This window comes from Boseongicola sp., from assembly GCA_014075275.1.
Taxonomy (GTDB): Bacteria; Pseudomonadota; Alphaproteobacteria; order Rhodobacterales; family Rhodobacteraceae.
The window spans coordinates 209901-222177 of the sequence record CP046179.1 but is presented as its reverse complement, the minus strand read 5'-3'; the positions used below and the strand labels follow the sequence as shown (position 1 = coordinate 222177).

Here is a 12277-nt window from a genome sequence, read left to right as displayed (position 1 = left end):
CATGTCAAAGTGGCAAGAAGACTGCGCGGGCACAAGAGACGCTTTAATGAAAAGCGCGGCGGCAAACGAGGTATCAGGCGGGATGACATTCTTGCGGACTGGAATCGCAGGCATTTTAGCCATCTGGATCACAGCATCCGGCGCATTCGCGACCGAGCGTGGGCCCGTCACAAATCTGCCAATTCCGCGTTATGTTTCATTGAAAGCCGAAGAGGGTAATGCCCGACGTGGCCCGTCCCTATCCCATCGCATCGACTGGGTCTTTACCCGTCGCAATATGCCGCTGGAAGTTACGGGCGAATACGGGCACTGGCGCCGGGTCATAGATCGCGACGGTCAAGGCGGCTGGGTGCACTATGCGCTGTTGTCGGGAGTTCGCCATGTCATCATCGAAACCGACATGACGGCGCTTTATGTCAAGCCAAACGCTGAGAGTCCGGTCAACGCCTATTCTGAGGCGGGAGTCGTGGCGCGTTTGGGGTCTTGCGCACTGGATTGGTGTCGAATCACGGCTGGCAAAAGCAAAGGCTGGATCGAAAAGCGCCTGCTTTGGGGCGTAAAACCCGAAGAAATCCGGGAATAGTCAGTCTTTCACCTCAGAGCTATCGCCCATCAGAAACCTTGCGCCTTTCCCTTTGTGGCGTGCGGCATCATCCGGATTGTAAAGCGCACACCGCGCCAACGACAGACAACCGCACCCAATACAGCCATCCAGATTGTCGCGAATGCGTTCCAGCGTCTCGATGCGTTGATCCAGCTCGCCACGAATGTCCGTGGCGATCCGCCGCCAATCGCGCGGGTTCGGTGTGCGCCCGTGCGGCAGACGCGACAGAACCTCGCGAATGCGGGCCAAGGGAAACCCCAGATCCTGCAAAATGCGAATAAAGCTGAGCCGCCGCACATCGGCGCGAACGAATCTACGTTGGCCCGCCGCGTTCCGCTCGGCCAGCAAAAGCCCTTCCGCCTCGTAAAACCGAATGGCTGACACAGCGACACCGGTGCGTTCCGCCAGAAACCCGATGGATATCTCTTTATTTCTAAGCGTTTGTGCCATCATTTTGCCTCTCGAAAATACTTCTTGACCTCAAGTTAACTTGAGGCCTCAGATTAAGCCAGCATCGAAATTGAAGGAGCCACAAAATGGCACAGGCAAGACTTGAACACGTCAATCTGACCGTCACGGATCCAAAGGCAACCGCCGCCTGGATCGAGCGTATCTTTGGCTGGAAAATCCGCTGGCAAGGTGCCGGAATGCAGACCGGTCACACAATCCATATCGGTGAAGATGACACCTACCTTGCTCTGTTCACCTATGGCGACGCTCAAAAGGGCAACGAAACCAGCTATCACACCGTTGGCGGCCTGAACCACGTGGCCGTAGTGGTGGACGATCTGGATGCCACCGAACAGCGGGTGATCGCCGAAGGTTTCACCCCCAAAAGCCACGCCGACTATGAACCCGGACGTCGGTTCTACTTTTACGATGGCGACGGCATTGAATTCGAAGTCGTCCAATACGACTGAACACCTTGACCTTTGGCGCGCGGCTTGGCACCCCGCGCGCCATGTCTGATCAACATCCCTCTGGCGCTCCCTGGCGCAATTTCTATGGCCGCTTCAAAGGCAAGGCCCTGCGCGAAAGCCAAAAGAAGTATCTGGACGACCTGGCGCATCTGTCGCCCGGCAATGTCGATTGGGACACAAATCCCGACCGCACCCCGCTTGATCTGAAGACTTTGTTTGGCGACCGCCTGTTGTGGCTGGAGATCGGATTTGGCGGCGGCGAACACATGGTGCATCAGGCTGCGCTGAACCCTGATGTCGGCATCATCGGCGCAGAGCCCTATATCAACGGCGTTGCGATGCTTTTGGGCAAGATGCGCGACGCCAACGTAACCAATGTGCGGGTGCACCCCGGCGACGCGCGCCATCTGATGGATGTTCTGCCTGCTGGATCTGTCGCCAAAGCCTTTTTGCTTTATCCTGATCCCTGGCCAAAGAAGCGCCACCACCGCCGCCGCTTTGTCACGCAAGAGCATCTGGCCCCTTTGCATCATGTGATGGCCCCGGGTGGAGAACTGCGCATCGCCACGGACATCCCCGACTATGTTCGCCAATCTCTGGAAGAGGTGCCAAAAGCAGGCTTCGAATGGCTGGCCGAGCGCGCCGATGACTGGCGCACACCCTGGTCCGACTGGACGCGCACCCGTTACGAGGCCAAGGCCATCCGCGAAGATCGAACACCACATTACCTGACCTTCCGTCGCATCTGAGCGCGAAAAAGCGCGGCTGCCCGGATGGACGCCCCCGATTGTCTGCGCTAACAGACCGAAGACTTCAAAGGATCGGAGACCCACATGTCAGGCCACGGAACTCCCGTTCCCATGACATCCCGCCGCGCCGCGCCGCTGAAAGGCGAAGCCCGCGTGCCCGGCGACAAATCGATCAGCCATCGCTCGCTGATTTTGGGTGCTATGGCCATAGGCGAAACCCGGATAACCGGTCTGTTGGAAGGCGAAGACGTTCTGCGTACCGCCGATGCCATGCGCGCATTCGGAGCCGAAGTCACCCAACATGGCCCCTGCGAATGGAGCGTGCACGGCGTCGGGGTTGGCGGCTTTGGTGAGCCCGAAGATGTGGTCGATTGCGGTAATGCGGGTACCGGCGTGCGCCTGATCATGGGGGCCATGGCCACCACACCGATCACGGCAACCTTCACCGGCGACGCCTCGCTCAGGTCACGCCCTATGGGTCGCGTAACCGACCCGATCGCACTGTTTGGTGCAACGTCTTATGGTCGCACCGGTGGCCGCCTGCCAATGACCGTGGTCGGCGCGTCCGATCCCATGCCGGTTCGATACACACTGCCCATGCCGTCGGCTCAGGTGAAATCTGCTGTCCTGCTGGCGGGCTTGAATGCGCCCGGCCAAACCGTTGTTATCGAAGGCGAGGCTACCCGCGACCATACCGAACGAATGCTGCGCGGCTTTGGCGCAGAAGTCACCGTCGAGGAAACTGGCGAAGGGCGGATTATCACCCTGACCGGTCAACCCGAACTGGCGCCCCAAACCATCGACGTGCCGCGCGATTCGTCATCGGCGGCCTTCCCCGTCGCCGCGGCACTGATTGTCGAAGGATCGGACGTGCTGGTCCCCAATATTGGCCTGAACCCAACCCGCAGCGGCCTTTTTGAAACGCTACGGGATATGGGAGCTGACCTGAGCTATGAGAACATGCACGAAGAAGGCGGCGAACCTGTTGCTGACCTGCGCGCCCGTTATTCGCCGGATATGCAGGGCATCGACGTGCCCCCGGATCGCGCCGCTTCAATGATTGACGAATACCCTGTCCTGTCGGTGGTCGCGGCCTTCGCAACCGGCAAGACAACCATGACCGGCGTCAAGGAACTGCGCGTCAAGGAAAGCGACCGCATCGATGCCATGGCCACGGGGCTACGCGCCGCTGGCGTCACCGTGGATGAAGGCGAGGACTGGTGGGAAGTTACCGGCAACGGCCCCGGCAGCGTGGCGGGTGGCGCAACCGTTGCCGCGCGTCTGGATCACCGGATCGCCATGTCCTTCCTCTGTCTCGGCATGGCCAGCACAAAGCCGATCACTGTCGATGACAGCACGCCCGTGCTCACGTCATTCCCGGTCTTTGAACCTTTGATGACTACCCTCGGCGCACGTCTGGATCGCGCCAACCAATGAGCCGCATGGCGGCGCTGCGTTTGCTGTTAGGGGTTGTTTCGGCGGCCCTGTTTACAATTATGATCTGGCTTGGCGAAACCCGCATTGCACCCCTCGTTCCGAACGGTGATCTCTTGCAAGCGCAGGTTTTTGGTTACGATACCCATAGACTGGTCAGCTTCATGTCCGCCCTTAAAGGCAATCCCGCCGAAGCAACCTACAAAGCCATCCTGCAATGGCTCGACGCTGGCTTCATCACAACCTATGCCGCTTTCGTCTTTGTCATGCTCTGGCCCCACCGCCGCCTCGCCCTGACCCTTGCCCTGCTCTATGCCGGACTGGACCTCGCCGAAAACATCAGCCTCTTACAAGCGCTCGCCGCCATTCCGCAATCAACGGGCACCTCTCCGCCTGCGTCGGGCACCTGGTCGCTTACGGGCGTCATCACGGCGCTGAAATACGCGACGCTTTTGACAATCGCGCTGACAGTCATCTGGCGATGGACCAAAGCGCGGCACATATGACAACCGGTGGCTGTAACTGCGGCGCGATCCGCTATGAAATTAAAGGACCGCTGCGACCGGTCATCGCTTGCCATTGCGAGCAATGCCGCAAAACCAGCGGTTTTCACGTCGCCGCCACCAGCGCTGCCAAATCCGACATCGTGATCACAGGCGACCCCACCTGGTTTCACGCATCCGACACCGCGCGACGCGGATTTTGCCCAACTTGTGGCTCCAACCTTTTCTGGGACGGCCCCGGTGCCAACCTGTCGATCTTCGCCGGCACGATCAACAGCCCAACGGGACTTACACTCAAAGGTCACATCTACTGTGCCGACAAGGGTGATTACTATGACCTGTCGGATGACCTGCCCAAAGCGCCCGGCGATCATCCCGATCTGACTACCAAAGTCTCTGGTTAATTCGCACTTTCTTTCTGGCGAAAATACTCCCGCCGGAGGCAAGAAAATCAATTCGGGGCAAAGCCCGCACCAGAACCACGCATGTGCCCGTCAGGGTGCATTCCGTCTGATCAAACCCGATCAATCCCGCCCGAGATCCTGCAGAATCGGGCAATCGGGCCGCGCGTCACCCGCGCAGTTCTCCACAAGATGCCCCAATGTCGCTTCCATGGACTGCAAAGCTGCAATCTTGTCTGCAATCTCGCCCAGATGCTTGCGTGCTATGCGCCGCACTTCTGAACTGGCCCGCCCCTCGTCCTCATATAGTGCCAATAATGCCCGACAATCTTCTATCGAAAACCCCAGGGCCCGCGCGCGACCCAGAAACCTGAGCTTGTGTAAATCGCTTTGGGAAAATTCCCGATAGCCATTTTCACCACGCCCGGCGCGCACCAGGTCAATGTCCTCATAATATCGGATTGTCTTTGCTGGCAGCCCCGAGGCCGCAGAAACTTCGCCAATATTCATTCTTCTGCCTCCGTTCCAAACCGCCGCAGCCTGAGCGCATTGGTAACCACTGCAACGCTTGACAGCGCCATGGCCCCCGCCGCCAGCATTGGCGACAGCAATACCCCGAATACCGGATAAAGCACCCCGGCTGCCACTGGGATCAAAACCAGATTATAGCCGAACGCCCACCCAAGGTTCTGGCGAATATTGCGCATGGTCGCCCGGCTGATGGCTATGGCGCGTTCAACGCCGGCTGGCGAACCCGACATCAAGACCACATCCGCCGTCTCCGCCGCAACATCCGTGCCCGTTCCGATCGCAACACCCACATCAGCGGCAGCCAGGGCCGGAGCATCATTCACCCCATCCCCGACAAAAGCCAATGATCCCATGGCCTGCAATTCCTTCAGTGCCGCAACCTTGCGGGCAGGCGTGGCATCTGCAACGACAATATCAATCGCCAGTTCCGCCGCGATCGCGCCTGCGGTCGCAGCATTGTCACCGCTGATCATTGCCACCTTCAAACCGCTATTCTGCAATCCGCGCACCATCTCTGCTGCGCCTTCACGTATGGGATCCGCCACGGCAAGAGCTCCCAAAAGCTGCGTCCCCCGCGCCACATTGAACACGGTTTTCCCCGCCCGTCTCAGCGCCTCACTTTCAGCCGCCAGGGGGTCTGCATCCACCCCATGGGCATCCATCATTGCGCGGTTTCCAACCCGTATAATCGCACCGTCAACAAGCCCCTGAACGCCCTGCCCGGTGACCGACATGAAATCCGTCGCAGGCGTAACCTCTCCGGCGCGGTCCAAAATCGCCTTTGCCAGAGGGTGCTCTGAATGAGCTTCGACCGCTCCTGCCAACTGCAAAATCTCTGCCTCGCTCACCCCGTCGACGGACAGAACATCTGTCACTTCGGGCCGCCCGACGGTTAAGGTTCCCGTCTTGTCAAAGGCGACGACGTTTACCGCTTGCAACGCCTGCAACCCGTCAGACGCCCGAAACAGCACCCCCATCTGGGCCGCCCGCCCGGTTCCGACCATGATCGATGTTGGCGTCGCCAACCCCAGCGCACAGGGACAGGCAATGATCAAAACCGACACCCCGGCAATCAATGCCAGCGCCAGACCCTGCCCAAGCAGCAACCAGACGGCAATTGTCACCGCCGCCACAACCATGACAGCTGGTACGAACCAGGCTGTGATCCTGTCCACCAATGCCTGAATGGGCAGCTTGGCACCCTGTGCTTCGCGCACCATGCGCACAATGCCAGCCAGCGCAGCATCGCGACCCACCGCGCGCGCCTCAACCACAAGGGATCCGGGCCCATTGACCGTGCCGCCCGTCACAGCATCACCGATTGCCTTGGCCACCGGCACCGGCTCGCCGGTCATCATGCTTTCATCCACATGGGACGCCCCCTCGACCACGACTCCATCCACCGCCAATCGCTCACCGGGGCGCACCCGCACCCGGTCGCCGACAACCAAAGTCTCGACCGGCCGCTCAACATCGCCCGCCTCGCTCAGAACCAACGCCGTATTGGGGCGCAACTTTAGCAAAGCCCGCGCTGCGGCACCCGTGCGTCGCTTGGCCCCTGCTTCCAGCCTGCGCCCAAGTAGGATCAGCAGGACAATCACTCCCGCCGCCTCAAAATAAACCTGCCGCGAGGCCTCAGGCAGACCCCCAGGAGCAAAAGTTACAACGCTGGAATACAAAAACGCCGCCCCCACCCCGATGGCGACCAACGCATTCATATCCGGCGCACCCCGCCAAAGTGACTTTGCACCACGGGTGAAAAAATCCCGGCCCGGCCCCAAAAGTGCCAGACCAATCAGCAAGAATTGCACCAGCTGCCAATTCTGATGCCCGATGAACTCACCAACCATATGATGCACAGCCGGCAGCAGATGCCCGCCCATCTCGATCAGAAACACCGGCGAAACCAGCACCGCCGCCCAGCGCAGCGACCGGGTCAACTTCTCAGTTTCTTCCATGAACTGCGCGCGCCGATCAGAAGCACTTCCCAAAGGCCCAACAGGATAGCCCGCTCCGCGCGCCGCATCCTCAATCGATCCGAATTCCACGCTCTCCAACACACGCAAAGTCGCAGATGCATTGGCCAGATTGACCGCGACATCTATAACCCCCGGCACCTCGCGCAGGGCTTTCTCAAGACGCCCGACACAAGAGGCGCAGGACATCCCCGAAACTGAAACTTCCATACGCTTCAACGACGGCGCATATCCGGCCGCTTGTAAGGCCGCCGCCACGTCGCTGCCCAACTCTGCCCCTGCATCAACCGACACGACGCCGGTCGCCAGATTGGCCCGCGCGGCCTGCACCCCGGCAACTGACTGCGCAGCCGCCTCAACACGGCGCACACAGCTGGCACAGGTCATTCCCTGCACTTCTATTTCCAACGGGTTTTGATTGGACACGGCAACATTTCCCTCAAGTTCATGGTTGACATAAGGGTTCCAGTGACTGGAAGGTCAAGGCATCCAGCTTCTTCTGTCCAAAAATACTTCGGGGGACGCGCGTCAGCGCGGGGGGCAGCGCCCCAATTCCCGCGAAACGCCAGTTTCGCGCGGATCGCCTCGGCGCAGCCGAGGGGAAACCAATACTATGTCTAAGCCGTCTCGGCCTCGCGCACGGCCTTCAGGGCCTCTTCAACCCGATGGCAAGCCACCCGCGCGCCTTCGATCGACCGCAACTCGGGCCGCTCCTGACGACAAATATCGGTGGCGAGAGGACACCGTGGATTAAATGCACAGCCTGACGGCGGATTAATCGGATCGGGAATTTCCCCCTGCGGCGGTGGTATTTCCCGCCCAAAACCATCCATCTTCGGTGCAGCCGCCAGCAGCATTTGCGAATAGGGATGCGCCGGGCGATTAAACAAAGTCGTCGGATCCGCCTCTTCCACAAGGCGGCCCAAATACAAAACCCCGATCCGGTCGGCCATGTGCTGCACAACCGTCAAATCGTGACTGATGAACAGATAGGTAAGGCCGAACTCGTCCTTCAGATCGCTCATCAAGTTCAGAACCTGCGCCTGCACCGATACATCCAATGCCGATGTCGGTTCATCGCAGACGATCAGTTTTGGCTCACTTGCCAAAGCGCGGGCAATACAGATGCGCTGCCGCTGGCCGCCCGAAAACTCATGCGGAAATTTTCCGGCATCTTCCGCCGCCAAACCGACCTGCTCCAGCAACCGCTCGGCCAGTCCCTCAGTTTCGCCACCCTTCGCGGCTACCGGCTCGGCGATAATATCGCGCACCTTCCAGCGCGGGTTAAGAGAGGCGAAGGGGTCCTGAAAAATCATCTGGATGTTCGAACGGACCGCCTCGATCTTGTCTTCATCGGTTTCCCGGGACAGATCCACGCCCTCGACCTCAACCAAACCTTCGCTTGGTGACAGCAACCCCACCACCATCTTGCCAATGGTCGACTTGCCGGACCCGCTTTCGCCGACCAACGCATAGACCTCACGTTCGGGGATCTCAAAACTGACATCGCTCACCGCCGTCAGCATCGATTTCGGCAGCCGCTCGATCATCCGGTTCAGCCAAGGCTTGGAGACATCAAAGACCCGCGTCAGGTTTTGCACCGATACCAGCGATTTCATTCTGCCATCTCCTTGTGCTCAACCGGGAACCAGCAGGCCGCGCGTCCCGCATCCGCATCCAGGTTTGGCCAGGGGTTGGCCCGGCATTTATCCTGAGCCTTGGGGCATCTGGGATGAAACGCACAGCCATCCGGCAGATTACCCAACCGGGGCATCGACCCCGGTATCTGGCGCAATCGTCTCTGCCCGCGTGAGGCGCGCGGCGTCGAGCCCATCAGACCTTCAGTGTAAGGATGGCGTGGCTCCTGAACCACATCGCGCACCGGACCCAATTCGGCCAGACGACCTGCATACATCACCGCAACCCGGTCAGCCGCTTCGGCAATCACGCCCATATCATGGGTCACCAGCATCACAGCAGTCCCGCGCTCGCGACAAAGCCGCTTCAACAAGGCAATGATCTGCGCCTGCACCGATACATCCAGCGCCGTCGTTGGTTCGTCGGCGATGATCAGCGACGGTTCGGCGCATAGAGCAAGGGCAATCACTACACGCTGACGCATACCGCCTGAAAACTCATGTGGATAGCTGTCGATCCGGCTGGCGGCGGCAGGTATGCCCACCTCTTCCAGAGAAGCAACCGCGCGCTTGCGGGCTTCGGATTCTGAAATATCCAGATGGGCCAGCATGGTCTCGGTCAGTTGGTCCCCGATCTGCAAAAGCGGATTGAGCGACGTCAGCGGATCCTGAAAGACCATCCCGATCTCTTTGCCGCGTACCTTGCGCATGTCCTCGCGCCCAAGCTGGTCAATGCGCTGGCCTTTCAGAAGAACCTCACCACCTGCAATCCGGGCTGGTCTGTCCAGCAATCCAATCACCGCGTTGCCAGTCATTGACTTGCCCGCGCCACTTTCACCAACAACCCCAAGAATTTCACCCGCAGCGATATCGTAGCTAACATTGTCGACCGGTTTCACGACCGCAGTGCGGGTCGGAATTTCAACGACAAGGTTCCGCACTGAAAGGACAGGGTCGGACAAGGCATTCTCCTTCAGATTTCTGGCCTTTATGGACGTCTCTTAGCCCCAAGAGCAAGCAATCACTGCCCTAAACCTTGGTCTGAGAGGCGCAAAGATAATCCCAAGTGCCATGGCGATACCGAGGGCCTGCCCCGATCTGCCACTCATCGCACCAAAGCGACCCATAACTTGCAAAGGAAAACTGACATGACACGCAATCCCTTCCCAATGATCTCGGCTGCAGCTCTTACGGTTCTTATCCCGGCTGCGGCCTTCGCAAATTTCAGCGTCGGCGACACGCTTGGTACCGACCTCGAGGAAATTCGTGCCAAGTTCGAAGCTCAAGGCTATACGGTAACTGAGATCGAAGCCGAAGACGGCGAGATCGAAGTAGAATACCTGATGGACGGCCAGGAATACGAAGTGACCATTGCCAGCGACACTGGCACCGTGGTCGAGATCGAGGCCGAAGACGGCGATGATGATGACGACGGTGAAGACGACGACGAGTGATAAATTTCAGCGGGCGCGGCTGGCATGACCGGCCGCGCCTCTACCCTATGGGCCCTGTTCGCCCTGCAGTTATTCTGTGCCATTTTCTTTGTGCTCGACGCCGTGCTTGATTTTCTGGGCCTTGAAGGCGGAACCGGCATTCGCAACCTTAACACTTTTGAATACTTCATCGCCGCCGCCTTATTGATCGGTGTTCTGGTGACAGGGCGCGAAATCTCACGGGTCATGCACCGCAACAAACGTCTGACAGATCAGGTTCGTGCCGCCTCGGGCGAGTTCACCAAACTGATGGAAGATCACTTCGAAGACTGGGGCCTGACAGCCTCGGAACGCGATGTTGCCATTCTGGCCATCAAGGGCCTGTCCATCGCCGAAATCGCTGCCGCACGCGGCAGTGCCGAAGGCACAATAAAAGCCCACAGCGCCGCGGTTTACCGCAAAGCAGGTGTCAGCGGCCGATTACAACTGCTCAGCCTGTTCGTGGATGAACTGGTGGATGTGTCAGGCAGCAGCACCGCGACCTGATCACACGCCACCTATTGCCCATATCCACAGCGTTAAATAGGGTTTCCTTCCGTTCAAATTTTTCCCTTCGAGGTTGATTTTCCTATGCCCGATTTCGCGATTTACCCAAGCCTCAAAGACAAAACCGTCATCATCTCAGGCGGCGCACAGGGCATCGGTGCTGAAATGGTCACCGCATTTGCGGCCCAAGGTGCAAAAGTTGGATTTCTGGACCTTGACGAAAGCGCCAGTGCCGCCTTGACAGAAGCAACGCCCGGCCTTTCTTACGAAATCTGCGACCTTCGCGATATCGACGCCATGCGCGCCGCCCTTGGCAAGCTAATCGACAGACTTGGCCCGTCCCATGTGCTGGTCAACAACGCCGCCCGCGATGATCGTCATAACTGGCAGGACGTGACCCCGGAATACTGGGATGAACGTCAGGCCACCAACATTCGCCACATGTTCTTTGCCATCCAGGCAATCGCGCCCGGCATGATCGAAAACGGCGGCGGTTCGATCATCAACATGGGATCAAACTCGTGGTGGGAAGCTGGCGGTGGCTTCCCGGCCTATACAACGGCCAAAGCCGCCGTTCATGGCCTTACGCGAACCATGGCCCGCGATCTGGGTGACCACCGCATTCGGGTAAATACCGTGGTGCCGGGCTGGATCATGACCGATCGCCAGAAAGAGCTTTGGGCGACGCCAGAAGCGCTAGAGTCGCACCGCGCACGCCAATGCCTGCCCGATCTGATCGACCCGGTCTATGTCGCCCGCATGGTGCTGTTCCTCGCCTCTGACGACGCGGCCATGTGCTCGGCAAACAATTATATGGTTGAAGCTGGCTCGATCTAAACCGAGCGTGTAAGCCCGCCATCAACCCGCAGGTTCTGTCCGGTGATATAGCTGGATTTGTCCGAGGCCAGAAAGGCAACCGCCTCTGACAGTTCCTCAACCCGCGCATAGCGCCCCGCAGGGATGCGCGCCACGCGATCCTCTTTCTCGGGCAAGCTGTTGATGAACCCCGGCAACACGTTGTTCATACGTATGCCGTCCGCCGCAAATTTGTCCGAAAACAGCTTGGCATAACCAGCCAATCCAGCCCGGAACACCGCAGATGTCGGAAAGTCCGGATCAGGTTCGAACACCGCAAATGTCGATATGTTCACAAACGATCCTGACCCCTGTGTCTGCATGATCGGCAAGACCAGCCGCGCGATCCGCACCACATTCAGGAAATAATAGTCCATCCCCAGATGCCAGTCGTCATCGCTGATCTCTTCCACCGGCCCTTTCGGCCCGTGACCGGCGCAGCTGATAACACTGTCGATCCGTCCAAACCGCTCCATCGTTGCGGCGACAAAGGCTTCCAGATCCGCAACAACCAGGTTCGAGCCGGTAAATCCAAGCCCGCCAAGTTTGTTGCCCAGCGCCTCACCCTTGCCCGAGGACGACAGGATCGCCACGTCAAAGCCTTCGTCAGCCAGCTTGCGCGCAGCGTCAGCACCAATGCCGCTGCCTCCGCCCACGATCATCGCGACAGGTTTACTCATTTTAGTAT

The 12277-nt window shown here is 59.1% G+C and carries 15 protein-coding genes; 9 read left to right on the top strand and 6 right to left on the bottom strand.

Features of this window, described 5'->3' with window-relative positions; all coding sequences use genetic code 11:
• Positions 1 to 46: 46 nt before the first annotated feature.
• Positions 47 to 583, top strand: coding sequence for an aspartyl-trna synthetase (locus GKR98_01220; GenBank protein ID QMU59928.1), 537 nt, complete (start codon positions 47 to 49; stop codon positions 581 to 583).
• Here GKR98_01220 and soxR read toward each other — a convergent pair whose 3' ends face one another.
• Positions 584 to 1054, bottom strand: coding sequence for a redox-sensitive transcriptional activator SoxR (gene soxR, locus GKR98_01215; protein ID QMU59927.1), 471 nt, complete (start codon positions 1052 to 1054; stop codon positions 584 to 586).
• An 86-nt stretch (positions 1055 to 1140) separates the two neighbouring features.
• Here soxR and GKR98_01210 point away from each other — a divergent pair, with 86 nt between their 5' ends.
• The 5 genes from GKR98_01210 to GKR98_01190 all read left to right on the top strand — a co-directional run bounded on the left by GKR98_01210 (position 1141) and on the right by GKR98_01190 (position 4614).
• Entirely contained in the window at positions 1141 to 1524 is a 384-nt protein-coding gene (locus tag GKR98_01210; protein ID QMU56945.1) for a VOC family protein, read from the top strand.
• Between the two features lie 41 nt (positions 1525 to 1565).
• Positions 1566 to 2273 (top strand): tRNA (guanosine(46)-N7)-methyltransferase TrmB, encoded by a 708-nt coding sequence (trmB, locus tag GKR98_01205; protein QMU56944.1) that lies wholly within the window; start codon positions 1566 to 1568, stop codon positions 2271 to 2273.
• An 84-nt stretch (positions 2274 to 2357) separates the two neighbouring features.
• Positions 2358 to 3710: a 3-phosphoshikimate 1-carboxyvinyltransferase gene (gene aroA, locus GKR98_01200; GenBank protein ID QMU56943.1), complete on the top strand. Its 1353-nt coding sequence runs from the start codon at positions 2358 to 2360 to the stop codon at positions 3708 to 3710.
• The gene (locus GKR98_01195; protein ID QMU56942.1) at positions 3707 to 4213 is read left to right on the top strand and encodes a hypothetical protein; all 507 of its coding nucleotides are present in this window, start codon (positions 3707 to 3709) and stop codon (positions 4211 to 4213) included. Before aroA ends, GKR98_01195 begins: the two co-directional genes overlap by 4 nt.
• Positions 4210 to 4614: a GFA family protein gene (locus tag GKR98_01190; GenBank protein QMU59926.1), complete on the top strand. Its 405-nt coding sequence runs from the start codon at positions 4210 to 4212 to the stop codon at positions 4612 to 4614. The genes GKR98_01195 and GKR98_01190 overlap by 4 nt, the downstream gene beginning before the upstream one ends.
• A gap of 120 nt (positions 4615 to 4734) precedes the next feature.
• Here the strand turns inward: GKR98_01190 and cueR are convergent, their stop codons facing one another.
• From cueR to GKR98_01170, 4 genes are all read right to left on the bottom strand, one after another.
• The gene (gene cueR, locus GKR98_01185) at positions 4735 to 5121 is read right to left on the bottom strand and encodes a Cu(I)-responsive transcriptional regulator (protein QMU56941.1); all 387 of its coding nucleotides are present in this window, start codon (positions 5119 to 5121) and stop codon (positions 4735 to 4737) included.
• Positions 5118 to 7544, bottom strand: a complete 2427-nt coding sequence (locus GKR98_01180) for a heavy metal translocating P-type ATPase (GenBank protein QMU56940.1) — start codon at positions 7542 to 7544, stop codon at positions 5118 to 5120. The genes cueR and GKR98_01180 overlap by 4 nt, the downstream gene beginning before the upstream one ends.
• Before the next feature lie 191 nt (positions 7545 to 7735).
• Positions 7736 to 8737 (bottom strand): ATP-binding cassette domain-containing protein, encoded by a 1002-nt coding sequence (locus GKR98_01175; protein QMU56939.1) that lies wholly within the window; start codon positions 8735 to 8737, stop codon positions 7736 to 7738.
• A complete protein-coding gene (locus GKR98_01170; GenBank protein QMU56938.1) occupies positions 8734 to 9717 on the bottom strand; it encodes an ATP-binding cassette domain-containing protein in 984 nt (327 codons plus the stop codon). The genes GKR98_01175 and GKR98_01170 overlap by 4 nt, the downstream gene beginning before the upstream one ends.
• A 186-nt stretch (positions 9718 to 9903) precedes the next feature.
• Between GKR98_01170 and GKR98_01165 the strand changes: the two genes are divergently transcribed.
• The 3 genes from GKR98_01165 to GKR98_01155 all read left to right on the top strand — a co-directional run bounded on the left by GKR98_01165 (position 9904) and on the right by GKR98_01155 (position 11571).
• A complete protein-coding gene (locus tag GKR98_01165) occupies positions 9904 to 10209 on the top strand; it encodes a PepSY domain-containing protein (GenBank protein ID QMU56937.1) in 306 nt (101 codons plus the stop codon).
• Positions 10210 to 10233: 24 nt separating this feature from the next.
• The gene (locus tag GKR98_01160) at positions 10234 to 10734 is read left to right on the top strand and encodes a hypothetical protein (GenBank protein ID QMU56936.1); all 501 of its coding nucleotides are present in this window, start codon (positions 10234 to 10236) and stop codon (positions 10732 to 10734) included.
• Positions 10735 to 10818: 84 nt separating this feature from the next.
• Positions 10819 to 11571 carry an SDR family oxidoreductase gene (locus tag GKR98_01155; GenBank protein ID QMU56935.1) on the top strand — a complete coding sequence of 251 codons (753 nt, stop codon included), beginning with the start codon at positions 10819 to 10821 and terminating at the stop codon, positions 11569 to 11571.
• Here GKR98_01155 and GKR98_01150 read toward each other — a convergent pair.
• Positions 11568 to 12269, bottom strand: a complete 702-nt coding sequence (locus tag GKR98_01150; protein ID QMU56934.1) for an SDR family oxidoreductase — start codon at positions 12267 to 12269, stop codon at positions 11568 to 11570. The genes GKR98_01155 and GKR98_01150 overlap by 4 nt on opposite strands.
• Positions 12270 to 12277 lie beyond the last annotated feature (8 nt).